The 25,546-nt window shown below is 65.8% G+C and carries 18 protein-coding genes; 13 read left to right on the top strand and 5 right to left on the bottom strand.

Features of this window, described 5'->3' with window-relative positions; translation table 11 throughout:
- Position 1: 1 nt before the first annotated feature.
- Both CU_RS02370 and manA read left to right on the top strand, forming a co-directional pair.
- Positions 2-1,390 carry a phosphomannomutase/phosphoglucomutase gene (locus CU_RS02370; RefSeq protein ID WP_012359728.1) on the top strand — a complete coding sequence of 463 codons (1,389 nt, stop codon included), beginning with the start codon at positions 2-4 and terminating at the stop codon, positions 1,388-1,390.
- 129 nt (positions 1,391-1,519) lie between these two features.
- Positions 1,520-2,791 carry a mannose-6-phosphate isomerase, class I gene (gene manA, locus CU_RS02375; RefSeq protein ID WP_012359729.1) on the top strand — a complete coding sequence of 424 codons (1,272 nt, stop codon included), beginning with the start codon at positions 1,520-1,522 and terminating at the stop codon, positions 2,789-2,791.
- Between the two features lie 98 nt (positions 2,792-2,889).
- Here the strand turns inward: manA and CU_RS02380 are convergent, their stop codons facing one another.
- Positions 2,890-3,708, bottom strand: a complete 819-nt coding sequence (locus CU_RS02380; RefSeq protein ID WP_148264191.1) for a hypothetical protein — start codon at positions 3,706-3,708, stop codon at positions 2,890-2,892.
- Between the two features lie 247 nt (positions 3,709-3,955).
- Here CU_RS02380 and ahcY point away from each other — a divergent pair, with 247 nt between their 5' ends.
- The 8 genes from ahcY to secA all read left to right on the top strand — a co-directional run bounded on the left by ahcY (position 3,956) and on the right by secA (position 15,204).
- Entirely contained in the window at positions 3,956-5,443 is a 1,488-nt protein-coding gene (ahcY, locus tag CU_RS02385; RefSeq protein ID WP_012359731.1) for an adenosylhomocysteinase, read from the top strand.
- Between the two features lie 63 nt (positions 5,444-5,506).
- Positions 5,507-6,202 (top strand): dTMP kinase, encoded by a 696-nt coding sequence (locus tag CU_RS02390; RefSeq protein WP_012359732.1) that lies wholly within the window; start codon positions 5,507-5,509, stop codon positions 6,200-6,202.
- Between the two features lie 81 nt (positions 6,203-6,283).
- On the top strand, positions 6,284-6,964 hold the full coding sequence (gene mtrA / locus CU_RS02395; protein WP_012359733.1) for an MtrAB system response regulator MtrA: 681 nt from the start codon (positions 6,284-6,286) through the stop codon (positions 6,962-6,964).
- 3 nt (positions 6,965-6,967) lie between these two features.
- Entirely contained in the window at positions 6,968-9,070 is a 2,103-nt protein-coding gene (gene mtrB, locus CU_RS02400; RefSeq protein WP_012359734.1) for an MtrAB system histidine kinase MtrB, read from the top strand.
- Positions 9,067-10,797 carry an MtrAB system accessory lipoprotein LpqB gene (gene lpqB, locus CU_RS02405; protein WP_012359735.1) on the top strand — a complete coding sequence of 577 codons (1,731 nt, stop codon included), beginning with the start codon at positions 9,067-9,069 and terminating at the stop codon, positions 10,795-10,797. The genes mtrB and lpqB overlap by 4 nt, the downstream gene beginning before the upstream one ends.
- A gap of 113 nt (positions 10,798-10,910) precedes the next feature.
- On the top strand, positions 10,911-11,621 hold the full coding sequence (locus CU_RS02410) for a ComF family protein (protein WP_012359736.1): 711 nt from the start codon (positions 10,911-10,913) through the stop codon (positions 11,619-11,621).
- Between the two features lie 136 nt (positions 11,622-11,757).
- A complete protein-coding gene (hpf, locus tag CU_RS02415; protein ID WP_012359737.1) occupies positions 11,758-12,435 on the top strand; it encodes a ribosome hibernation-promoting factor, HPF/YfiA family in 678 nt (225 codons plus the stop codon).
- Positions 12,436-12,609: 174 nt separating this feature from the next.
- Entirely contained in the window at positions 12,610-15,204 is a 2,595-nt protein-coding gene (gene secA / locus CU_RS02420; RefSeq protein WP_012359738.1) for a preprotein translocase subunit SecA, read from the top strand.
- Here the strand turns inward: secA and CU_RS02425 are convergent, their stop codons facing one another.
- Positions 15,205-15,849, bottom strand: coding sequence for a hypothetical protein (locus CU_RS02425; RefSeq protein ID WP_012359739.1), 645 nt, complete (start codon positions 15,847-15,849; stop codon positions 15,205-15,207).
- A 115-nt stretch (positions 15,850-15,964) separates the two neighbouring features.
- Between CU_RS02425 and CU_RS02430 the strand changes: the two genes are divergently transcribed.
- Entirely contained in the window at positions 15,965-16,375 is a 411-nt protein-coding gene (locus CU_RS02430) for an HAD family hydrolase (protein WP_012359740.1), read from the top strand.
- A 1-nt stretch (position 16,376) separates the two neighbouring features.
- The gene (locus CU_RS02435) at positions 16,377-16,895 is read left to right on the top strand and encodes a DUF6912 family protein (protein WP_012359741.1); all 519 of its coding nucleotides are present in this window, start codon (positions 16,377-16,379) and stop codon (positions 16,893-16,895) included.
- Positions 16,896-16,991: 96 nt separating this feature from the next.
- Here CU_RS02435 and rsgA read toward each other — a convergent pair whose 3' ends face one another.
- Positions 16,992-18,002, bottom strand: coding sequence for a ribosome small subunit-dependent GTPase A (gene rsgA / locus CU_RS02440; RefSeq protein ID WP_012359742.1), 1,011 nt, complete (start codon positions 18,000-18,002; stop codon positions 16,992-16,994).
- A gap of 3 nt (positions 18,003-18,005) precedes the next feature.
- The gene (gene aroA / locus CU_RS02445) at positions 18,006-19,409 is read right to left on the bottom strand and encodes a 3-phosphoshikimate 1-carboxyvinyltransferase (RefSeq protein ID WP_012359743.1); all 1,404 of its coding nucleotides are present in this window, start codon (positions 19,407-19,409) and stop codon (positions 18,006-18,008) included.
- A 38-nt stretch (positions 19,410-19,447) separates the two neighbouring features.
- Here aroA and CU_RS02450 point away from each other — a divergent pair, with 38 nt between their 5' ends.
- Complete coding sequence (locus CU_RS02450) at positions 19,448-20,152, top strand: SOS response-associated peptidase (protein ID WP_012359744.1); 705 nt, start codon at positions 19,448-19,450, stop codon at positions 20,150-20,152.
- A 275-nt stretch (positions 20,153-20,427) separates the two neighbouring features.
- Here CU_RS02450 and CU_RS02455 read toward each other — a convergent pair whose 3' ends face one another.
- Positions 20,428-25,314 carry a G5 domain-containing protein gene (locus CU_RS02455; protein ID WP_012359745.1) on the bottom strand — a complete coding sequence of 1,629 codons (4,887 nt, stop codon included), beginning with the start codon at positions 25,312-25,314 and terminating at the stop codon, positions 20,428-20,430.
- Between the last annotated feature and the right edge of the window lie 232 nt (positions 25,315-25,546).

The following is a 25,546-nucleotide window of genomic DNA, read 5'->3' on the forward strand; positions in this document are numbered from 1 at the left end:
TATGGCACAGCAGTCCGCCCAGCGCGATATCGACGCCGTGAACGCCGTCATCAAGGCCTACGACGTCCGGGGTGTGGTCGGCGACCAGGAAGGCCAGATCAACGAGGACTTCGTCCGCGACGTCGGAGCCTCCTTCGCCCGCCTCATGCGCGCCGAGGGCGCGAAGAGCGTGGTCGTTGGCCACGACATGCGCGATAGCTCCCCGGGCTTGGCCGCCGCCTTCATCGAGGGCGTGACCGCCCAGGGGCTGGACGCCGTGAACCTCGGCCTGACGAGCACCGACGAGCTGTACTACGCGGCGGGCGTGGGGGAGTGCCCGGGTGCGATGTTCACCGCCTCCCACAACCCGGCCCAGTACAACGGCATTAAGCTCTGCCGCGCCGGTGCCAAGCCGGTCGGCCAGGGCACGGGTCTCGAGCGCATCGTGGAGGAGCTCGTCGCTGGCGTTCCGTCCTACGACGGCGAGCCGGGGACGTCCTCCGAGAAGGATGTTCTCGACGGCTACGCGGACTACCTGCTCTCCCTGGTGCCGATGGACATCCGCCCGCTGAAGGTCGCGGTGGACGCCGGTAACGGCATGGGCGGGCTGACCGTCCCGGCCGTGTTCGGCAAGCTGCCGGTGGAGCTGAAGGACCTCTACTTCGAACTGGACGGCAACTTCCCGAACCACGAGGCCAATCCGCTGGAGCCGAAGAACCTGGTGGACCTACAGAAGTTCACCGTCGATAACGGCTGCGACCTGGGCATCGCCTTCGACGGCGACGCTGATCGCTGCTTCATCGTCGACGAGAACGGTGACGCGGTCAGCCCGTCCACGGTCTGCGCGATGATCGCTGAGCGCTACCTGGGCCAGCATCCGGGCGCGACGATCATCCACAACCTCATCACCTCGAAGTCCGTCCCGGAGATCGTCTCCGAGCTGGGCGGCACCCCGGTGCGCACCCGCGTGGGGCACTCCTTCATCAAGGCGAAGATGGCCGAGACGGGCGCGGTCTTTGGCGGCGAGCACTCCGCGCACTACTACTTCTCGGACTTCTTCAACGCGGACTCCGGCATGCTGGCTGCGCTGCACGTACTGGCCACCCTCGGGGCGCAGGATAAGCCGCTCTCCGAGCTGAAGGGCAAGTACGAGCGCTACATCGCCTCCGGCGAGATCAACTCCGAGGTCGCGGATCAGGCCGCCAGCACCAAGGCGGTCGTGGAGGCCTTCGCGGATCGCACGGAGAGCAGCGACGACATGGACGGCGTGACCGTCGAGCTGACCGGCGGTGCGTGGTTCAACGTGCGCGCGTCGAACACCGAGCCACTGCTGCGCCTCAACGCCGAGGCGGCGACCCAGGAAGAAGTGGACGCGATCGTCGAGGAGGCCCTGCGTCACATCCGTGGCTAGCTGCGGAAACGCCGCGGGCGCGCCCCGCGGATTACCGCCGGCGGGCGGGTGAGAGGCTAGAATAGCCGGCTAGTTGAATGGCCGACCCCGCAGCGGTAAGCGGTCGACGAGCGTTGAAGGCTGAGGAAAGTGTATCTACTGAAGGGCAACATCCACTCTTTCGAGTGGGGCTCCACTGAACTCCTTGCAGGAGTCATGGGGCGCCCTTCGCCGACCCCGGAACGCGAGGCGGAAGCGTGGTTTGGCGCGCACCCGGGCGGTCCCAGCGAAATTCTTGCGGGCCCTTCCGGTGCAGGATCGGGGCTGCCCCACGACCTGGCCGAGGCTATTAGCCAGGACCCGGCGGGCCAGCTGGGACCGGACCTGGCTGAGCTGCCCTTCCTGGTGAAGCTGCTGGCCGCCGATAAGGCGCTGAGCATCCAGGCGCACCCCTCCAAGGCGCAGGCCGAGGCCGGGTTCGCCGCGGAGAATGCCGCCGGGCTGCCGGCTGGTGATCCGACGCGTAATTACCAGGATAAGAACCATAAACCGGAGCTGCTCGTCGCGCTGACGGAGTTCCACGCGCTCGCTGGCTTCCGGCCAGTGGCGCAGACCGTGGAGCTGCTGCGCGAACTGGACGTGCCGGAGCTGGCCCCGCAGTGCGAGGCGCTCGCGGCCACCCTGCCGGGGGCGGAAGGTAGTGCGGCTCGGGTCACCGAGTCGGCTGCCCTGCGCGAGGTGCTGGGCGAGTGGCTGAGCCTCTCGCCCGCCGATGCTGAGGGGCGCGTCGCCGCCCTGCTTCAGCGCTGCGAACCGCTGCGCGGGGAGCCGGGCATCTTGGGCGAGGCGGCCCGCACGGTGGTGGAGCTGCAGCGTGATTACCCTTCCGACCCGGGCATCCTGGTCGCCCTGCTGCTCAATCGCGTGTCCCTGCGCCCCGGGGAGGCGGTGTTCCTTGCCGCCGGCCAGCTGCACGCCTACCTGAAGGGCATGGGCGTGGAGGTCATGGCGAACTCCAATAACGTGCTGCGCGGCGGCCTGACCGCCAAGCACATGGATGTCGCCGAGCTGCTCAATATCTTGGACGCCTCGCCTCTTGCCGAGCCGCGCTGCGAGGTTTTCGCTGACGGCGACCAGGCGACGGCTGAGTACCGCACCCCGGTGGCGGACTTCCGGGTGCGCACGCTGCGACCGGGGGCCAGCATGGTGATCGAGGAGCCCGCGGTGGTTCTGGCCGCTGGCGGTGAAGTAACGGTGACGTCAGCGACGCAGGAGCTGCCCGTCGCCTCCGGTTCCGCCGTGTGGGTGGGAGCCGCCGACGGCCGCGTGTCCGTTACTGCTCGCGGTGAGGGGGCCCGGGAGTCTGAGTTCGACGCCACCGCCTTTATCGTGACCGTTGGCGACGCCGCCGCGCTCGACTAATCTCGCCGCGACGGTGTTGTTCAGCCGCGCAGAGTTAAAACCGCGCTCGCGAAAGGATCCCGCGTGAAGGGAGCGGGGAAGGAAACCGCTCCTGCGCTTTAGCGCTGTGGGCGGGGCTTTGGATCGGGGGTGGGGGCCACCTCAGGCTGGGAGTCGCCCTTCTTCTCTGCTCCCTCGCCGTCGGCCTTGGTGCCGTTACCCGGCTTCGTGGACGGGGCGGGCGTACCGCCCTGGCCACTGTCGCTCGAGCCTGCGTTCGGACGATCCGGCTGCTGGCCTGGGTCGACCTCGCCGCCGCCCGGCTTCGTGGGCTTATCGTCCGGCACGCTTGGCTTCGGAGTCGTCGGATTGGACGGCTTCGGATTGTTGGTAGTCGGAGGCTTCCCAGGAACGCCCGGCAGCGTGGATGGCCACTCGGTGGGCAGGGGCGGGAGCTTGATGTCCGGAATCTGCGATTGGTTCGGAAGGCTGTTCTGGGACGGTACGGACGAGTCGGTGGGCTCTGCGTCCTCCACGATCGTCTGCTGCGGGGAAGGCGCCTGGTAGCCGCCCCGCCAGGTGTCCGGCGGCAGCAGCGGGTCATTACCCAGCGGGGCGAGGTTGCCGCCACGGGCGAGCGCATCGATCTTCTCGGTCGGATCTGCCGGAGCTCCGTTGCTGCCCCCATCCTGCTCCGGTGCGGGGGAGGAGGTGGAACGGGTGGCCTTCGAGCTGGAGCTTGTGGCGGTGGACCGGGAGGCCTGATCGCTAGCGAGCTGGCTCGTCGCAGCGGTGCTCATTTCGTCCGGGTCGGCCGCGGTGTTGGACACCGCGGAATTCCAGGTCCAGGCGGTGATACCCACAGCGAGGGTCAAACCGGCAGCGACGAAGCTGAGGATGCCCTTGGAACCAGAGCGTGGCTCGTCCGTGTTAGTCACGGCGCTATCCTCCTTCGTCATCTTCGGTTGCGTGTTTATGTCGCGTGACCGTGCAGTGTGTTTGTGCAGGGGCCGATCGACACCATTTATAACGTTTTCATTACGCTATCTGATTTCGGCAGCTCACGCCACCCCCAACGCGAGATTATTTCCCACCTCACCCGTGCCCAGGGCGGCACCGTGTCGGGCGAGACGGCTAGACTTGGGCAAGTTAAAGCATTCGGCACCCCAAGGAGAGTATTCGAATATGGCAACCCTGACTCCAGACAGCATCGGAGACCTCGAATTCAAGATCCGCGACCTCAGTCTCGCTGAGTCCGGCCGCCACCAGATCCGCCTGGCGGAACACGAGATGCCGGGCCTGATGGAGTTGCGCCGCGAGTACGCCGACGAGCAGCCCCTGGCCGGCGCTCGCATCGCCGGTTCCATCCACATGACGGTCCAGACCGCCGTCCTTATCGAGACCCTCACCGCCCTGGGCGCGGAGGTTCGCTGGGCTTCCTGCAACATCTTCTCCACGCAGGACGAGGCCGCAGCGGCCATCGTCGTGGGTGACGGCACCCCGGAGCAGCCTGCGGGCGTGCCCGTCTTCGCCTGGAAGGGCGAGTCCCTGGCCGAGTACTGGTGGTGCCTCGAGCAGATCTTCACCTGGGGCACCGACGCCAACGGTGAGGCCGTTTACCCGAACATGATCCTGGACGACGGCGGCGACGCCACCATGGCCGTCATCAAGGGCAAGGAGTTCGAGCAGGCCGGCCTGGTGCCGGAGCCGGGCGAGGGCGACTCCGATGAATACGGCGAGTTCCTGGGCATGCTGAACCGCGTCTTCCAGCGCGATAACACCTTCTGGACCAATAACGCCGACCAGATTAAGGGTGTCACCGAGGAGACCACCACCGGCGTGCACCGCCTGTACCACTTCGCCGAGCAGGGCATCCTCCCGTTCCCGGCGATGAACGTCAACGACGCGGTCACCAAGTCCAAGTTCGATAACAAGTACGGCACCCGCCACAGCCTCCTGGACGGCATCAACCGCGCCACCGACATGCTCGTCGGCGGCAAGTCCGTCCTGGTCTGCGGTTACGGCGACGTCGGCAAGGGCTGCGCCGAGGCCTTCGCTGGCCAGGGCGCGCGCGTCGTCGTCACCGAGGCGGACCCAATCAACGCGCTGCAGGCGCTGATGGACGGCTTCCCGGTCGTCACCGTCGACGACGCCATCGGTGCGGCGGACATCGTCATCACCGCGACGGGCAACCTGGGCATCATCACCTTCGAGCAGATGCAGAAGATGAAGGACCACGCCGTCCTGGGCAACATCGGCCACTTCGACAACGAGATCGACATGGCCAGCCTCCTGCACCGCGACGACGTCACCCGCGTGAACATCAAACCGCAGGTCGACGAGTTCAGCTTCCCGAACGCCGAGGGCGAGCAGATCAGCATCATCGTCCTCTCCGAGGGGCGCCTGCTGAACCTGGGTAACGCCACCGGCCACCCGTCCTTCGTCATGTCCACCTCCTTCGCAGACCAGACCATCGCGCAGATCGAGCTGTTCAAGAACACCGATCAGTACAGCAACGAGGTCTACCGCCTGCCGAAGATCCTGGACGAGAAGGTCGCCCGCATCCACGTCGAGGCGCTCGGCGGCAAGCTCACGAAGCTGACCAAGGAACAGGCGGAGTACATCGGCGTGGACGTCGAGGGCCCGTACAAGCCGGAGCACTACCGCTACTAAAGGCACGTCCCCGCCCGTTGCTGGGGCGGGGAACGGTAGGAAAGTAGAGACCGAGAAGAACCCATGATCATCGCTTTTGAGGGCATCGACGGAGCAGGGAAGAACACCCTGGTCACCGCGCTGGAGGCCGAACTGCTGGCCAGGGAGCTGCCCGTCGCGCGGGTGAGCTTCCCCCGTTACGAGGACTCCGTGCACGCCCAGCTCGCACAGCGGGCACTGACCGGCCAGATGGGGGATCTCATCGACTCGATCCACGGCATGGCCACCCTCTTCGCCCTGGACCGTGCGGAGGTCGCAGAGCAGCTCGAGGACCTGGACGCCGATGGCTACATCGTGCTGATGGACCGCTTCGTGGCCTCCAATGCGGCGTACTCCGCGGCCAGGCTGGCTGAGGAAGCGACGGGCGGGGCTGAGCCTCTGGAACCGGCCCAGCACCCGGTGGTTGAGTGGGTTCGCAGTCTGGAGGTCGATGACCTCGGTTCCCCGGTGCCGGACCTGCAGGTGCTGGTGGACGCCAGCGCGGAGGTCGCCGGCGAGCGGGCGAAATCCCGGGAACAGCAGGACGCCGCCCGCACCCGCGATGCCTACGAGTCCGACGGCGGACTGCAGCAGCGCACCCTCGAGGCCTACCACAGCCTGGCTTCCGCCGAGTGGCTGGGCCCGTGGCAGGTCGTGGCCTCCGAGGCCGGAGGCGTGTCCGAGCGGGCCAGTCAGCTCGCCGACCGGATCGAGGGCGAATACCGGGAGCTGGAGCACTAAACGCCACGGGCGTGTCTGCCCGACATAGTACAAAGAACTAAAGACTTTAAACTCAAGAAAAGTGAAGGAAGCACTGCGCTCATGACACCCAAGATTCTGGTGGTCGACGACGATCCGGCGATCTCGGAGATGCTCACCATCGTGCTGCAGACCGAAGGTTTCGACACAGTCGTGGTCGGCGACGGCAACGACGCCGTCACCGCAGCCCAGGAGCATGATCCCGACCTGATCCTGCTGGACGTCATGCTGCCCGGAATGAGCGGGATCGACGTCTGCCGCACGGTGCGCGAGTTCTCCACGGTGCCGATCGTGATGCTCACCGCCCGTACGGACACAGTGGACGTCGTGCTCGGCCTGGAGTCCGGCGCGGATGACTACATCACCAAGCCTTTCAAGCCGAAGGAGCTCATCGCCCGCGTGCGGGCTCGGCTGCGTCGCAGCCCGGAGGAGGCCGATGAGTCCACCACCATTCGCGTGGGAGAGGTAGAGATCGACACGGCTGGCCATGAGGTCACCCGGGGCGGGGAGGTCATCAACCTGACCCCGATCGAGTTCGACCTGCTGACCACCCTGGCCTCCCGGCCGGGGCAGGTGTTCAGTCGCGAGGAGCTGCTGGAGAAGGTCTGGGGTTACCGCAAGTCCGGCGACACCCGCCTGGTGAACGTTCACGTTCAGCGCCTGCGCTCCAAGGTGGAGCGCGACCCAGATGATCCGCAGGTGGTGCTGACCGTCCGCGGTATCGGCTATAAGTCGGGCGAGTAGCTGATGCCCACCCCCGTCCCGCCGAATGGCCCGGCCGAGCCCGATGCGCTGGCTGATACCGAGTCGCACCGCCCGGCCGGCTCGTCAGTGCGCGCGGACGGGGGCGGCTCGGCCCCAAGTATGGGAGGGGACCGTATAGCGCAGCCGGGGGAGAGCACCCTGGCGGCGGCGTCCGCTGGGGAGGGCACCCAGCCCGCAGAGGCGGCTGGAGAGGCTGCCGCGGCGGGGTCCAGTGCGGCAGCGCCCGGTGCGTCCGACCCCGGTGCGGTGCATTCTTCGCTGGAGCTTGACGCCGCGCCGGCGTCGGGCCCGGAAAAGCCCACGTGGCGCTCCGCGCTGCGGCACCCCGCCGCCACGGCGAAAAGCCTGTGGTACCGCCTGCTGTTCAAGTGGCGCACCTCGATCCAGGTGCGTGTGATTGGCTCGGTGTTCCTCTCCTCGGTGCTGGTCATCGTGGCACTGGGCTTCGTGCTCATCGGCTTTTTGAACCAACAGCTGTTGGATGCGAAGTACTCCTCGGCAACCGAGGAGATCCACCGGGCCCGTGCGACCGTGGAGGAGCAGATCGCCGCCACGGATACCTCTAACCCGCTGCCCGTGCGGCTCAGTGCCGCACGGGCGGTACTGGCGGACTCCGGGTCCACCGCGAAGTCCAGTTCCGCGGTCTACGAGCCGGTGCTGATGGCGAGCTCCTCCGCGGGGGATGAAGTCCGGGTGCCGCAGGAGGCGGTGATCCCGCCGAAGCTGCGCAACTTCGTGCAGCAAGGGCAGGTCGCTTACCAGTACACGACGATGACTGAGGGCACGCAGACTTTTAAGGCCTTGGTCATCGGCACGCCCGTGGCCAGCGACGTCTCCGGCATCGAGCTGTACCTCGTGCTGCCGCTGGATGCGGAGGAAACCACCCTGAACCTGATGCGCGGCCTCCTGTTGGCCGGCGCGATCGTGCTGCTGGTTCTCCTAGTCGTCATCGCGTGGGTCTTCGCCCAGCAGTTGACCGTCCCGGTTCGTTCCGCCTCCCGCATCGCCGAGCGCTTCGCAGCCGGCCACCTGCGCGAGCGCATGGTCGTGGAAGGCCAAGACGAGGTCGCGCGCCTGTCCATCTCCTTCAACGAGATGGCCGAGTCCCTGTCCGCGCAGATCCGCAACCTGGAGGAATTCGGGTCCCTGCAGCGCCAGTTCACGTCGGATGTCTCCCACGAGCTTCGCACCCCACTGACGACCGTGCGCATGGCCGCAGACCTCATCAAGGACAACGCAGAGAACCTCGACCCGATGACCGCGCGTGCGGCCGAGCTGATGGACAACGAGCTCGATCGGTTCGAGATGCTGCTCGGCGACCTGCTGGAGATTTCGCGCCACGATGCGGGCCAGGCGAACCTCTCGGCGGAGAAAATCGATATGCGCGGTGTCGTCCACTCCGCGTTGGCGCAGGTCCGCGGCCTTGCCGAGGACCTGGGCGTGGAGTTCCGACTTGACCTGCCGGAGGAGCCAGTCACCGCCGAGGTGGATTCTCGTCGAGTGGAGCGCATCCTGCGCAACCTGCTGGCCAACGCGGTGGACCACTCTGAGGGACACCCGGTGGAGGTGGCCTTGGCAGCCACGGAGCGCAATGTGGCGATCACCGTCACAGACCACGGGGTGGGATTGAACCCGGGCGAGGAAGAGATGGTGTTTAACCGCTTCTGGCGCTCGGATCCATCCCGCGAACGCCGCACGGGTGGCACGGGCCTGGGCCTGGCGATCGCCAGGGAAGATGCCAAGCTGCACGGCGGTGTGCTGGACGCCATTGGCGAGCCCGGGGTGGGCTCTTGCTTCCGTCTGACCGTGCCGCGTAAGGCGGGCTCAGCGGTAGGGACCTCGCCGCTGCCGCTGGTCGTGACAGCGGCGATCGAACACGACGCAGACGAGCCAGCGCACGAAGAGCCGCAGGAGGATGTGCGTCGGGCCGAGCAATCCGAAGACTCCGACACCCAGGCCACTGGGGCGAACGAGGCTCCTGCTCTCGGAACATCGGCGGATCAACCTGGTGAGCAGGCGACGGACCACGCGCCGGGGCTGATCAGCGGTGATGACGCCCAGCGACCGGAAGGGGAGGAATCGTGAGGAAGCTCAAACTGATCGGCACCGCGCTGGTGGCCAGCGGAACTCTCGTGGCCACTGGATGCACGACGTTGCCCGGGGATTCCGCCCCGGAGGTGATTAGTTCCTATTCGCCCGCCCCGGACGTGGAGGACGTCGTCGAGCCGAAGGACAACCAGCCCTCCGACCTGCTGTTGCGTGACTTCTTTGCGGCGAGTGCCCATCCGGTCAGCGATTACGCGGCGGCCCGGAAGTTCCTCACCGCCGAGCGGGCGGACCAGTGGCACCCGGAACGCAAGACGAAGGTGTTGGACCGTGTTTTCATCAACTCCGATGGCGCGGTGCGCGACGGCAAGGTCACCTACCGGGTGCGCGGCAATGTGCTGGGCACGCTCTCCCCAGGGGGAGTGTTTACCCCGGAGTTCACGGGGTATGAAACAACCTACGAGATGGTGCAGGAGCGGGGCCAGTGGCGGATTTCCAACCTGCGAGATGCGGTGGTGCTGGACCGCGCGGACTTCTTCTCCGCCTATGAGGCCCGGGACCTGTACTTCGTTAACCCGCGTGGTTCGATGCTGGTGCCCGACCGGCGGTGGGTGTACACCCGCCAGCAGTCCACTGGGGCCTCGCTGGTTTCGCTGCTGAACAATGGGCCGAACTCGTTGCTGGGCGATGCGGTGAACTCGCTGGTCCCACCAACGGCGACGGTGCGTACCCAGCGAACCGAGGATGGCGAGTTCGAGGTGGAGTTCACCGGCCTGACCGGGCTGAACCCCGAAGCTCGCCGGCTGCTGGGAGCCCAGGTCGTGTGGACGTTGGCGGGGGCGGACGTGCGCGGCCCGTACCGGCTGATTGCAGATGGCACCCTGCTCTCCGAGGAGATCGGGGAGACGTGGCGGGTCAACGACGTCTCTGAGTTTGACCCGCGTGCCAGCGCTGCGGCGACGCTGCGTGCGGTCTCCGGTGGCCAGGTGCGCGAGCTCAGCGAGTCCAACGTCGGCGCAGTGCCGATGGGCGGCTGGTTGGCGTCGAACTACATCGAGTCGCTAGCGGTCTCCTACCAGGAAAACATGTTTGCAGCGGTCGCGGGGATGGGCGACCGTCCGCGCCGCCTGCTGGTGGGCAAATCGGAGGGAGCACCACAGGAGGTGCTGGAAGCGAAGTCCCTGACCCGCCCGTCGTGGAGCGGGGACGCCCACGCCCTGTACACGGTGGCCGATGGACAGGACATCAAGCGCTTTGTGAACTCTGGGCGTACCGGAAACCTCGTGGAGGAGCCCGTGGACGCCGAATCGGTGGAACGCCTGGGCCCGGACGCCCGGATCAGCATGTTCCGGGTCTCCCGCGATGGCGTGCGCGCCGCCCTGCTGATCGACGGCAAGGTGTACGTCGCGGTGCTGCACGACCGCGAGCGCGGCGGGGTGCGCCTGGGTGAACTGGAGGAGATCGGCTACCAGCTGGGAGACACCGCTGTCTCCGTGGGCTGGCAGCACGATGGCACCCTGCTGGTTGGCACCCGAGCCAACGACGCCCCGGTGTGGCACCTGGCGGTGGATGGGTCGATGGCCCGGCAGGAGTCTGCGCGCAACATCGCGGCCCCGGTGGTGGCGGTGGCGTCCACGCCACAAGCGTTGTACGCCACGGATGGCCGGGCTCTGGTGATGCTGAACCGCGATGATTCTGACCCAAAGTACTGGCGCGAGGTGCCGGGGCTGGAGGGGCAACGCGCGATCCCGGTGGTTCCCCACTAGCGAGCTGCGATCGCGGGCGTCCCGCCCGAGAGCCTTTGGCAATAAAAACCCAGAACTCTGAGGCGGCGCTGGGGTACAACAAGGGGGAGTACGCGGGGTCTTAAGGGGGCTATATGTTTGCTGGGGGCTGGGCCGAGGCAGCGGCGGACCTGCTGCTGCGTAACGACTGCATGTGCTGCGGGCGGCTCGCAGCGGCTGCGGGGAAGCTCGCCGGCTCGGCGTTGTGCGCGGACTGCGCCCTCGAGCTCACAGTGGCCCCGCAGCGGATCGATCCGCAGGTGCTGAGCGTTCCGGTGTTCGCCTGCGGTCCCTACGGCGGGGCGCACCGGGCGATTGTGCTCGCGGCCAAGGATCACATGCGGGCACCCGCCGCGAAGGTGATCGGCCGGGTGTGGGCCGGTGCGGTGGAGTACCTCGCGGCAGGGGGAGAGCTGCCGCACCCAGGGCTGCGTCCCGTCGCCGTTGTCCCAGCACCCACGCGCCGGGCTGCGGCGAAGGCCCGGGGCGGGGATATCGTCACGGCCGCCGCCCGTCAGCTGGCGCGCACGCAGCCGGGGATACAGGTGGTGGCAATCGCCGAGCTGGACGACCACGCCCCGGACGCGGTGGGTTTGAGCAGGCTGCAGCGGCGGGCCTCCCTGGCGGCGAACCTCCGGCTGCGCCGAGGTGACGTCGAAAAACTGGCGGAATTCAGCCGTGCGGGAGGGGAGGTGCTGATCCTCGATGACGTCTGCACGACCGGGGCGACGATCGCCCAGCTGGCGCTCGCCCTGGCGGCCCGAGGCGTGCCCGTCCGGGCGGCGCTGACGGTCTGCCACGCGTAGCCGAAAAGCTCCATCGGGGGGTTGATAATCCGCTGCAGCGGGGGCAGCCGATCGGTATAGTTGCGGGTGAAGCATTCGTTACCAGCCAGCGGTAATTCCGTCGCTGGTCTGAAGCGAAAGAACCAGGAGGGTGAGCATGTCGACCGACAACAAGAAGGCTGATTTCCAGGCTGAGGAGCAGGCTGTGCCGAACGCTCAGGTTGAGATCACCGGTCGCAATGTCACGGTGCCAGAGCACTTCGCGGAGCGCGTCAACACGAAGTTGGCCAAGATCGAGCGCCTGGACCCGACCCTGACGTACTTCCACGTGGAGCTCAAGCACGAGAACAACCCACGCCGCGCGGATGAGTCCGACCGCATCCAGATCACCGCGTCCGGCAAGGGCCACATCGCCCGCGCCGAGGCGAAGGAGGACTCCTTCTACGCCGCGCTCGAGGTCGCACTGGCCCGCATGGAGCGCTCCCTGCGCAAGGTGAAGGTGCGCCGCAAGACCCCGAAGTCCGGCCACCGCGCGCCGGTCGGCATGGGCGAGGCAACCGCAGCCCTGGTTGAGGAGGCAAAGCCGCACCAGGAGGAGAAGCCGGGCAAGTACGACGTCGATCCGTACGAGGATCAGTTCCAGCCGGGTCAGGTCGTGCGCTCCAAGACCCACTCCGCGAAGCCGATGAGCGTCGACGAAGCGCTCAGCGAGATGGAGCTGGTGGGCCACGACTTCTACCTCTTCGTCAACGAGGAGAACTCGCAGCCTTCCGTGGTGTACCGCCGCCACGCTTTCGACTACGGCCTCATCACGCTGAAGCCGGAAAACAACTAGCGGATAACTCCTGAACTCGGGGTGGCCACGAAGCCTAGAGCCGTGTGGCCGCCCCGAGTTTTTATGTGTTGCCGTCAGCCCCATCGAACAGAGTAGAATGATGGGCTGATCATGCGTCGAAGCTAGACAACGAACGTACGAGACGTAGAAAACGTAGAAAAGGACGAGCAGGTCGTGCTAGGACTATCCAAGATTTTGCGCTGGGGCGAGGGTCGCGCCGTCAAGCGGCTCGACAAGATTGCCGATCAGGTTCTCGAGCTAGAGGACGAGTACTCGGCACTCAGCGACGAGGATCTCCGGGCGAAGACGGACGAGTTCAAGAAGCGTCTCGAGGACGGCGAGAAGCTCGACGACATCCTGCTCGAGGCCTTCGCCACCGCCCGTGAGGCCTCCTGGCGCGTGCTCGGCCAGAAGCACTACAAGGTGCAGGTCATGGGCGGTGCCGCGTTGCACTTCGGTTACGTGGCGGAGATGAAGACCGGTGAGGGTAAGACCCTGACCTGTGTGCTTCCCGCTTACCTCAACGCCCTCGAGGGCAAGGGCGTGCACGTCGTCACAGTGAACGACTACCTGGCGAAGCGTGACTCCGAGTGGATGGGACGTGTCCACCACTTCCTGGGGCTGAGCACCAACGTGATCCTGTCCGAGAAGCGCCCGGCGGAGCGTCGCGAGGCTTATAACGCGGACATCACCTACGGCACGAACAACGAGTTCGGCTTCGACTACCTGCGCGACAACATGGCGCACTCCCTCGACGACCTGGTGCAGCGCGGCCACCACTACGCCATCGTCGACGAGATCGACTCCATCCTTATCGACGAGGCCCGTACCCCGCTGATCATCTCCGGCCCGGTGGAGGGCTCCTCCCAGTGGTTCACCGCGTTCGCGCGCATCGCGCCGCGCCTGACCCGCGACATCCACTACGAGGTCGACGAGCGGAAGAAGACCATCGGCGTGAAGGAGGAGGGTGTCGAGTTCGTCGAGAACCAGCTTGGCATCGATAACCTCTACGCCCCGGAGCACTCCCAGCTGGTCAGCTACCTGAACAACGCCATCAAGGCTAAGGAGCTGTTCATCCGGGATAAGGACTACATCGTCCGCAACGGCGAGGTCATGATCGTCGACGAGTTCACCGGCCGCATTCTGGACGGGCGCCGCTACAACGAGGGCATCCACCAGGCCATCGAGGCCAAGGAGAACGTGGAGATCAAGAACGAGAACCAGACTCTCGCGACGATCACCCTGCAGAACTACTTCCGCCTCTACGACAAGCTGTCCGGCATGACCGGTACCGCGGAGACCGAGGCGGCCGAGCTGAAGCAGACCTACAAGCTGGATGTTGCCCCGATCCCGACGAACCGCGAGAACCAGCGCGTCGATAACGTGGACCTGATCTACAAGACGCAGGAGGCGAAGTTCGAGGCAGCCGCCGAGGACATCGCCGAGCGCGTGGAGAAGGGCCAGCCGGTGCTGGTCGGTACCACCTCCGTGGAGCGTTCCGAGTACCTGTCGAAGCTGCTGCAGCGCCGCGGCATTAAGCACAACGTGCTGAACGCGAAGTACCACGAGCAGGAGGCGGAGATCGTCGCCCGCGCTGGTCTGCCGGGCGCGGTGACCGTCGCGACGAACATGGCCGGCCGCGGTACGGACATCGTGCTGGGCGGTAACCCGGACATCATCGCCGACCAGGATCTGCGCGAGCGCGGCTTCGACCCGGTGGAGGACCCGGAGGCCTACCAGGAGGCCTGGGACGAGGAGATCGACAAGGCCCGCGAGCAGTCCAAGCAGCAGGCTGAGGAGGTCCGCGAGGCCGGTGGCCTCTACGTGCTGGGCACTGAGCGCCACGAGTCCCGCCGTATCGATAACCAGCTGCGTGGTCGTTCCGCGCGTCAGGGTGACCCGGGCGAGACTCGCTTCTACCTCTCCATGCGCGATGACCTGATCACCCGCTTCGTGGGCCAGTCGATGGAGGCGATGATGACTCGCCTGAACATCCCGGATCACGAGGCGATCGACTCGAAGATGGTCACCAACGCCATCAAGGGCGCGCAGTCCCAGGTGGAGGCCGCGAACCTGGAGATGCGTAAGAACGTCCTGAAGTACGACGAGGTCATGAACGAGCAGCGCAAGGTGATCTATGCTGAGCGCCGCCAGATCCTCGAAGGCGAGGACGTGCAGCGTCAGATCCGCGGGATGCTCGAGGACACGATCACCGCGTACGTCAACGCGGCGACCGCCGAGGGCTACGTGGAGGACTGGGACCTGGACGAGCTGTGGCAGGCGCTGCAGTCCCTGTACGGCCCGACCATGAGCTACGAGTCCCTGATCTCCGGCAGCGAGTACGGCAAGCCGGGCGAGCTGAGCTCCTCCCAGCTGCTGGAGGCCGTGCTGAAGGATGCGAACGCGCAGTACGACAAGCTGGAGGACGCCGTCATCGAGATGGGTGGCGAGGAGCAGATGCGCGGCATGGAGCGCGGCGTGCTGCTGAACGTCGTGGACCAGAAGTGGCGCGAGCATCTCTACGAGATGGATTACCTCAAGGAGGGCATCGGCCTGCGCGCGATGGCGCAGCGCGACCCGCTGGTGGAGTACCAGCGCGAGGGTGGCGACATGTTCAACCGCATGAAGGAGGGCATCCGCGAGGAGACGATCCGTCAGCTCTTCCTGGTGCGCACCCAGCTCGCCCAGGCGGGCGCCTTCCAGGTGGAGGACCCGGCTGAGGGCCACGGCGACGAGAACGCCAAGCCGGAGCACACCATCGGTGGCTAACTAGATCAGGTGGATGTGTTCCACCCGCCACAGGCCGGCACGGAGCTCGCCCCGCGAACGTTGCGGGGAACGGGTACCGTGCCGGCCTTCGCCGTCGTCGAGGAAACCCGCGATGGCGCGCACGCGGCCGTCGTAGAACGCTGAGGCGGAGAAGCGGATCTGCCCAAAGCGGGTTTTCTGGGCGTGGACCCGCAGCAGGCGCGCGCCGCCGGTGGCGGGGTGGCTAGCTCGGCGGAGGTCCTCGATGACGGCCGGGGAGTAGGGGCCGCGGCGCAGGCTCATCGGTGCGCGGCGGCCTTCCCGCGCCTCCAGCCACAGGACGATCCAGCGGCTCAGGGTGCCTAAGTCCACGGTGTTGTGCGGGGTGCTCTGCGGGTTGCTGACCGGCGACGACGGCGACGCCGCGGCGTTTGCCGGCAGAGCTCCCGGTTCCCGGTGGGGTTTCCTAGACTCTGCCGCACCCGGCCTAGCCACTGGAGCTACAGGTGCTGTGGTGAGAAAGCGGGCCGCTGGCCCCTCCGCCTGCAGCCCCGCGGGGACGCGCAGGTAGTTGTATCCCGGCTTCGGTCTGGACGCCAGCGGCGGGATCTTCTTCGGCTTTTTCGCGGGCGTGCTCCCCGGTTTAGTCAGTGTTGGGCTCGTCATCTTTCCCCCTCGTCCCCACGCTGTGTCCCGCGCATCCCCCCGATGCACGCAGACTGTGGACCTCAGCGTAGCCGAGGGCTGCGCGCCCGTGCCGGAAAATGGCAGAATATAGGGCATGCGAGGACTAGTTGTTGACCATAATGGTGTGCTCGATGGAGCCGAAGAAGACCGCCGCCGTTGGCGCAAGCTGCTGAGCGCTGTCCGCGAGGAGGGCCTGGCCGTGGCCATCGTCTCCAACGCGCCGGATGATGCCTCCTCTGATCCGATCCGTCAGTGGGAGAAGGACGGCTACGTGGACACCGTCGTCCTCTCCGGCGAGGTTGGCGTCGAGAAGCCGGACGAGAAGATCTTCCAGGAGGTCGCGAGCCGCCTGGAGCTGCCGGTGAATGACCTGGTGCTGGTGGATGATTCGATCATCAACGTCAAGGGTGCGGTGGAGGCCGGCATGATCGGCATGTACTACCAGCAGTTCGACCGGATGATCGTCGAGGTGCAGAACATCTTCGAGCTGGAGGGTGAGTTCTAGGATGCGCGTCTTCATCCCGGCGACCCACTCGATGCTCGCGGATTTCGCCCGCGATAGTGTGCTGCCGATCCGCTCCGGGGTGGTGTTCGGGCTGACCCAGGCGGTACGTGATTTCTACACCTCCGGGGACGACGAGGAGCTGGAGTACACGGCCTTCCTGGACGCCGCGCGTGCGTCCTTGCGGCTGTTGGCGACGGAGGACGCCTCCGGTGCCGAGGAGGCCTTCCCGAACCGCCGGGTCGTCTTGGCTGCGGATATTCCGGACGCCAACCTCACCGCCGATCCGACTGGCGGGGATTCCGTGCTGCGCGTGGACCCTGCTCAGCTGGAGCTGAAGCAGCTGCGCGCGATCCACACGGATGACGAGGATGCGGAAGCCGCCACGCAGCGGGCCAAGGAGTGCATCGATGATGCGGATCTGGGGGATGAGGACGCGGAGCTCGCGCTGGGGGACTGCGAGGATAACCTCATGAGCTGGTACGACAGCAAGGAGCTGGGGGTGCTCGTCGATCTGATGTAGCGGGGGCTACGGACGCTATTCGACAAGCCAGAGCCCGCGTGCGCCGCCATTGAGGCAGCGTGCGCGGGCTTGTTCCTTCTGTTGACCTTCTCTGGGCTATTCCGTCTCGAAGGGAAGCTCCCACTCGTTGTTGCTGCGCAGGGCGGTCAGCAGGCGGCGTACCGCGGCGGCCCGGCGCCCGGAGGCGCCCTCCAGGGTGTCGAGCGCGCACTCCGGGTCCGCTGGTGGGCCGAGGTGCGTGCAGCCGCGGGGGCAGTCCTGCACGACTTCCCGGAGGTCGTCGAAGACCTGCACCACGGTGTCCGGGTCCACGTGGGCCAGCCCGAAGCTGCGGATGCCGGGGGTGTCGATGATCCAGCCGCCACCAGGCAGGGGCAGGGCGACGGACTGGGTGGAGGTGTGGCGGCCCTTGCCGACCCCGGAGACGTCCCCGGTTTCCCGGTCGGCGTCCGGCACCAGCCGGTTGACCATCGTGGACTTACCCACGCCGGAGTGGCCGATCAGGGCGGAGACCTCGCCGGTGATGACCTCGGTGAGCTCGGCGAGGTCGTTGCTGGTGCCGGTGTAGTGGACGGGCACGTCGAGCTCCCGGAACTCGGCGGCGAAGGCCTCCGGGTCGGCCAGGTCGGTCTTCGTCAGGCACAGCACGGGCTGCAGACCACCGACGAAGGCGGCGATCAGCGCGCGCTCCACGAATCCGGCCCGGGGTGGCGGGTCGGCGACGGCGGTGACGATCAGCAGGTTCTTCGCATTCGCGACGACGATGCGCTCGTAGGGGTCAGTGTCGTCCGCGGTGCGGCGCAGCACGGTGTGGCGCTCTGCCTGGCGGACGATGCGGGCCAGCGTGTCTTTACGCCCGGAGGTATCACCCACCACGCCGACGCGGTCGCCCACGACGATGGGGGTGCGCCCCATCTCCCGGGCGAGCATGCAGGTGACCTCCACGCCGGTCTCATCCAGGACCACGCCCCAGCGGCCCCGGTCGCGGGAGATCACCATGCCCCACTTGGCATCCTTGTGCTTGGGGCGTTGCTTGGTGCGGGGGCGGGAGCCGCGACGATTGGGGCGCACGCGGACGTCGGATTCATCCCACTGGTAGCGCGCCATCGGCTAGGCCTCCCCGGCGCCGCTGGCAGCGTTGGCGTCGGTGCCGCCGAGCATCCGGGCCCACATGTGCTCGAAGCCGGGCATGGTCTTGGCGGTGGTGGCGACGTCCTCGACCTCTACGCCGGGGACGAGCAGGCCGATGATGGCGCCGGCGGTGGCCATCCGGTGGTCGGCGTAGGAGCGCCAGCGGGCACCGGCCAGGGGGACCGGGGTGATGTGCAGGCCGTCCTCGGTTTCGGCGACGTTCCCGCCCAGCGCGTTGATCTCCGCGGCCAGGGCGTGGAGGCGGTCGGTCTCGTGCCCCCGCAAGTGCGCGATGCCCCGCAGGCGGGTCTCGGTGGTGGCCAGGGCTGCCAGCGCTGCGACGGTGGGGGTGAGTTCACCGATGTCGCCCATGTCCCAGTCCACGCCCTGCAGTGGGCCGGCGGCGCTGGCTGTCAGGGTGCCCTCGTTCAGGGTGACGGTCGCGCCCATGGCTTCCAGGATGGGGCGGATCTGGTCGCCTGGCTGGGTGGTCGTGGCAGGCCAGTGCGGGACGCTGACCGCGCCCTGGGTCAGTGCGCCCGCGGCGAGGAACGGGGTCGCGTTGGAGAGGTCCGGTTCGATCACCCAGTCCACAGCCTTGATTGGTCCGGGCTGGACGGTCCAGGTCGGGTTGCCGGTGGCTTCTTCCGTACCCGTTTCGACGACGACGCCCGCCTCGGCGAGCATGTCGATCGTCATGTCGATGTGGGGCTTGCTGGGCACGGACTGACCGGTGTGGACGATGCGCACGCCGTCGGCGAAGCGGGCACCGACCAGCAGCAGCCCGGAGACGAACTGGCTGGAGCCGGAGGCGTCGATGCGAACCTCGCCGCCGGTTGGGGTGGTAGACCCTGCGGAGCCCTGCTCCGTGTTGCTCGCGGCGGGCAGGACGGTGAAGGGCAGGCTAGCGGTGTCCGAGCTCGGCTCGGTGGCGTCCGTGCCCTCGCCGATGCCGGCACCCAGGCCGCGGATGGAGTCCAGAGTCTGGTCCATGGGGCGGCGGCGTGCCTGGGGGTCGCCGTCGAAGCTGACGGGGGCGGTGGCTAGTGCCGCGATGGGTGGGACGAAGCGCATGACGGTGCCCGCCAGCCCGCAGTCGACGTGCCCGCCGGTGAACTGGACGGGCGGGGTGATCCGCACGGTGGCAGCCGCCCCCTCGGAGCTTAGGATTTCTACACCCACCCCGAGGGTGCGCAGCGCGTCGAGCATGAGCTCCGTGTCGCGGCTGATGAGGGTGTTGGTGATGGTGGCCGGCCCGTCGGCGAGCGCTGCGAGGACGAGCGCGCGGTTGGTGATGGACTTGGAACCGGGGACGGGCACCGTCGCGGTGACGGGGCCATGTGCGGTGGGGGCGGGCCAGGCGGGGTGGGTGCTAGTCGACATGGCTCTAGTCTCTCATTTTTTTGGGGATAATGGGTCCCATGTGTGGCCGTTATGTCCTTTTCAGCACGCCCGAGCAGCTCGTGGGCGCCGTGCGGCGCCGGACCGGGCAGCAGCGGGTCGCGATGGTCGGGGAGGGGCCGCGGGAGAACTACAACATTGCGCCCACCCATACGGTGCCGGTGCTGCGGCCGTTTCGTGGGGTGCCGACCCTCGGGCCGGCGGTGTGGGGCTATCCGCCGAATACGGTCTTTAACGCCCGCGGGGAGACGGCCTTCGACAAGCCGACGTTCGCGGGCTCAGAGCCGTGCGTGTTCATCATGGATGGCTGGTACGAGTGGACCGCCGATGAGGATCCCGCGCCGGGGGACCGGCGGAAGCAGCCCTGGTTCACGCACGCCGGTGGGGAGCCGATTTTTATTGCGGGGCTGTGCAAGGCCGTGGATGGGGTGGTGTACGCGACGATGGTGACGACGGCAGCTACCCCGGAGCTGGAGTGGCTGCATCACCGGATGCCACGGGTGCTGGTGCCGGGCGAGGGGAGCGACGCTGGTGATGCGGGCGATGTGGGAGGTCCGGGAGGCGGGGACGACGAGGTGCGGTGCTGGCTCGAGGGGGACGAGGTAATGCTGCGCGCGATCGCTGCGGCACCTCCTCAGCACGGGTTGGGTGGCCTGGTGAGCGAGAAGGCGGATAAGGCGGTCGGCAACGTGGCCAATAACGGGCCGCATTTGATCGGCCGGTAGCTCGACGCGCGGGGCTTGAGAGTGGGGTGAGGACGGGGCTCGCCTGCCCGGAAGCTGCGGCGCGAGGCAGGAGGGGGAACGGGGGTGTAGGGGGCAGGGCGTATCCGTGCCGCTGGGGTGGGGTTGCAGCCGTGTGGTGGCTTAGGTAGTGCGTTTCTTGTGGGGTGGGAATGCGGAAGCGGCGGGGCGCGGGGTGGTCCCCGCGGCTCCCGCCGCTTCTATGCCGGGTCAGTGTTGAGGCTGACTGGCCTCAACGCTGACCCTGGGTGCGCTGTTTAGTACAGGCGCTTGCGCAGAGTCATCAGCGCGGTGCCGATGAGGATCAGCAGTGCTGCGATCCCGGCCGGCATGGCGATGCTTGCGCCGGTGCGTGCCAGTGCGGACTGGCTGCTGGACTCGGCCTGCTCTGGCTGGCTGCCCTGCTGGGCAGAGCTGCCGGAGCTACCGGAGCTGCCACCCGAGTTGCCCGGAGCAGCTGGCTGCTCGCTCGGCTTCTCGGACTCACCTGGCTTGCTCGGCTCGCCTGGCTGCTTATCGCCTGGCTTGCTTGGCTCACCTGGCTTCTTGTCGCCTGGCTTGCTCGGCTCACCCGGCTTGCCTGGTTCAGCCGGCGTGGTCGGCTTGCTGGTGTCCGTCGGCTTACCCGGCTCGCTTGGCTTCGTCGGCTCGCTCGGCTTCGTCGGGTCGGACGGCTTGGTCGGCTCGGTCGGCTCGGACGGCTTGGTCGGCTCGGACGGCTTGGTCGGCTTGGTCGGGTCCGTCGGCTCGGACGGCTCGGACGGATCGGTCGGGTCCGTCGGATCCGTTGGGTTGGTTGGCTCCGTTGGATCCGTTGGCTCGCTCGGCTCAGACGGCTCGGTCGGCTCCGTCGGGTCCGTTGGCTCGGTCGGGTCGGTCGGCTCGGTCGGCTCGGTCGGGTCCGTCGGGTCGGTTGGGTCCGTCGGCTCGGACGGATCGGTCGGGTCCGTCGGGTCGGTCGGCTCGGTCGGCTCCGTTGGATCCGTTGGCTCGCTCGGCTCAGACGGCTCGGTCGGCTCCGTCGGGTCCGTTGGCTCGCTCGGCTCAGACGGCTCGGTCGGAGCCTCGCACTTGCACTTGGTGCCAACGCGCAGCTTGCGCGGTTGCGGATCCTTCACGACCTTCTCGGAGGTCTCCGGGTCACCGACTGGCTTGCCGTTTTCGAGCTTCCAGGTCTTGGTGATTTCCTTCTCGCCGAAGGCACCGGCCTGGTCCTCGACAACCTGACCGACCTCGAGGTTCGGGTCGTACTCGATGATGGTGTCGTACGGGGTCTTCTCGGTGTGCTTATCGGTGAGCTCGGTCTGGTTCTTGGCCGGACCAACCTCGATGATCTGCTTCACCGGGTCGCTGATCTTCTGGGAGGTGTCCTCCGTGGTGATCTCACCGTTTTCGGCGTTGACCTTGACGGTGTGCTTGACCTCGCCCTGCTTACCTTCCTGGACAACCTTGGTTTCGCCAGGCTTCAGATCCGGGTTCACACGAATCTCGGTCTCGAACGGAGTCTTCTCAGTCCACTCGATCTGTGTGGAAGCAGGCTTGCCCTTGGTGCCGACCTTGATGATCTTCTTGACCGGATCGTTCACACGCTGAGTTTCGGTCTTGCTACCCACAACCTTCGAGTTCTCGATGGTCAGGGTCGTCGTGACCTTGTCCTTACCGAGCTTGCCTTCCTGAACAGTCTCCTGCGTTCCGGCTTCCATCGTCTCATCGAAGATTACCTCGGTCTCGAACGGCACGTCCTTTTCGTACTCACTGGTGTAAGTACCTTCGGACTTGGTACCAACGCGGATGATCTGCTTGACCGGCTCCTTGGTGCGCTCAGTGGTCACGGTCGGATCGCCAGACGGCTTGCCGTCCACAATCTTCTGAGTCGAAGTCTCGACCTCAGTTCCGAGCTCACCTTCCTGATCGACGACCTGCGTGCCCTTTTCCAGGGTGTCGTCGAAGACAATTTCGGTCTCGAACGGAATTGGCTTTTCAGTCTTGGTCACCAATTCTGATGGAGCCAAACCAGGACCGTACTCAACGATGCGAGTGACAGGTTCCTTGGTGGTCTTCTCCTCAGTTACCTCAGCCTTGTCGCCCTTCGCGGTGAACTTAGCAGTAAAGGTCTTCTCACCGTTCTCACCTTCCTGAACAACCCTGGTTTCACCAGGTGCCAGCTCCGGGTTCTCACGAACCTCGGTCGGATACGGAATCGGAACCGTCCAAGTTACAGTCTCTGCGCTTTCGCTTTCAGCCACCTTGGTGCCGATGACAACGACCTCGTTGACCGGAGCCTTAGTCTGCTCCCAGGTACCGTCCTTGGTCATCTTCTCGGCGCCCGGCTCACCCTTGGTCTCAACCTTGTGCTCGCCGGCAGGGATGGTGTCGTCGTACTTGTACTCGACCTTGAACGGAACCTCACGCGTCGGAACATCAACAACGTTCACTACTGCGTAAGCGATATCGGTGGAGCCGTCCTCGTAGGTCACAGTAACCGGGATCTTGACCTGATCGCCTGGCTTCGCATCCGCGGGTGCGGTTGCGGTGATCTGGCCATTGTCGTCAATGCTGACGTTCCAACCGGCAGGAACATCACCCAACTTGTAGGGGTTTTCCTTCGCGACGTTAACGTTGTCCGGCTTCTCCAGTGCAACTGGCAGCGTTGCGGTTTCGCCCGGGTACACAGTCTGCACAGGATAGGACGGCTCAGCTTCCCAACTGTTAGTCAGCTTCACAACGGTGGTCACCGGTGTCTGGGTGGTCCGACCACCCGGGGCGTTAACGGTTACAGTGATGGTGTTCTTGTCACCCGGCTTCGCATCGGCTGGCGGGGTGGAAGAAACTTCACCGGTCTTCGGGTCAATGGTGTACTTCCATCCGTTGACATCCTGGGTCAAGACTGGCTTGCCATTCTTGTTTCCGAAGGAGAAGGTCGAGCCGTCAGGCGCGTCCTCAACCTGGTGCTTGGCTTCCTGTCCAGGAGCAGTGACCTGGACGTTGTAGTTAGCCTTGATGTCGCCCTTGAGGACGACGACGGTGCCCTTCACCTCTTGCGGCTTGTCAGCGTTGTCGTAGTACGCGAGAACCGGGACGTTCAGGATGTAGCCCTCAGGCGCGGTCCGTGGGATGGTCGTGGTGATTTCACCAGTGTTCTCGTCAATCTGGACGGTCCACGTGCCGCTGTCATCCGTGTGGGTGTATTCGGTCTTACCGTCCGGGAAGGTGTAGCGCTTCGGGGCCTCATCGGTCGTGTTGCCGCTCAAGCCGCGCTCCGGGAGCTCAGGAGTCAGGCTGACGCTCGCATTCGGCTGACCAGCCACCGTGTCGTAGTCAGGGATCTTGATATCCACGATCGCCTGGAACTGGACCTCGATCTCGTCCGTGGTCTGGTCGGGGTAGGTGGCCTTCACCTTCGGGGTGATGATGCTGCCCGGCGCGACGGTGTCGTCCGCCTTCGCGGTGACCTTGCCGGTCTCATCGACCGTGACGGTCCAACCCTCAGGGACAGTGGACTCGTCGATCTCAAACTTCGCCGGGGCGACTGGGGAGTGGCCCTTCATGATGGACTTGGTGGTGATCTGAGAGGTGAGATCATCACCGACGCGGCCCTTGGTCAGACCCGGACGCACCAGGTCGGTGACCTGGGTGTTGTTCGGGTCAACAACCACGAAGAGTTCCAGCTTGTCAGTGGAACCGTTGGAGTACTCCACCGTGATCACGGGGCGAGCGAAGGTGCCCGGCTTCGGGTTCTCTGGAGCGGTGACGGTGACGTTGTAGTCATCGTCGATGTCGACAGACCAGCCCTCGTAGACGTACTTCTCGTCCAGAGTGACCTTGGCCTCGTAGCCGCCGTCACCCTTCTTCTTCTCCAGCTCCTTGATTAAGTCCGGGACCTGGGTGAAGGTGACCTTCTGCGGCTCGGTCGCAATCGGGCCGGTTTCGCTATCCACGCCCGAGATGATCGAAGCATCCTTCTTGTCGTACTGCGGGGAGTGGTACTCCGTGTCATCCAGGGAGAACGCTTTCGAGTCGATGACGTTCGCCTTGTTGTAGCGGGTCAGCGAGTTGGAGCTGTCGAAGGTCTTGCCTTCGCCATCAGGGTTGTTGTTGTCATTAGCAGCCTGGAGCTGCTCGACGCTACGTGGCTTCGCCAGAACGGAGAAGTTCACGTTCTTGTCAGTTGCCAGGTCGGTACCGCGGTACTCAGGCCAGGTGAAGAAGACCTCGCCGGTCGCTTCGTCGATACGCAGGTTCTGCGTACCGCCAGACGCTGCCGGGTCTGTGGTGCCGATGAACTTGCCGTTGCCGTCGTAGGCCTCCACGACCATGCGGGACATCGAGTCGTCCGTGCCCTTGCCCTTCACAGCAGGAACGTTGATCTTACCGACCTTGGTTTCCTCACCAGGGACGATCACGTGCTTCTCGAAAGACTCCCACGAGACCGTGATCGGGTTACATTCGATGTTCTCGCTCGGCCATGGATTGACAACAGCACTGAATCCGGCATTGTTACCTTGCGTGGCTTTCAGGCCGTTAGGGTTGTCCTTCGTGTAGTGACTCTGCCAGGCGTAGCGCACGGGGCTATTGGCGCCAGCTTGTGCGAACTGCTTGACCTCCGCATCGGTGAGATCCGCATAGAGATTCAAGTTTCGCTGGCGGCCGGCACCATTAATGACGATGCTCTCGTCGGCCTTGTGGGTAACGTTCTCGCCAAGGAAGGTCTGACCGACATTCATGGAGGGCACCGTGCCGGCATTCAAGACGCCACCAAGAAGACCCGAATTGCTGAAATACCAATCGGCAAACGTGCGATCCTTCGAGTTGTCGAAGGCAAGGCTCAGACCCCACAGGGTCTTGTCGGGGCTGTCCGCACCTGGCTCTGAGGTGCGCCAGGTGAAACCCGCCTGACTGCCGTTCGGAGTGCTTTCGTAAACAACACACGACCCGGCCGGCAGGTCGGAAGCCTTCTGGGCGTCCTTCTCCACTGCGCCGGACTTGTCGCGGATACCGCCGCTCAGCGTGGCAGCGGTGGCCTCGGGGGTGAGGTCGCTGTGAGAGAAGATGCTGAGCGAACCCAGCGCGAGAGTGATGGCGGACAGTGCGGCAACGCCAGTGCGTGCACGCCGCCGCGAAACCCTGTTCTGAGAGGAGTTCATTCCTCGGTCCTTCCTTGGAAAACGATGGTGCCCCGGTGCTTCCAACACGCGGAACAGCAGAATCGGGGCCGTCTAAGGAAAAATCAGCGCCTGCAGCGAGGATTCGCTTGAGATGCAAATATCCTTAGAATACAGCAAGAATTATACTCTCCTCAGGGTGAGTAAACAATGGGGATCGTGCAGAAAAAGCTTTAAAAGCGCAGCGTGCGGCGTGTTCTTCGCCACGCTAAGC

The sequence above is a fragment of the Corynebacterium urealyticum DSM 7109 genome (assembly GCF_000069945.1).
Lineage (GTDB): Bacteria > Actinomycetota > Actinomycetes > Mycobacteriales > Mycobacteriaceae > Corynebacterium > Corynebacterium urealyticum.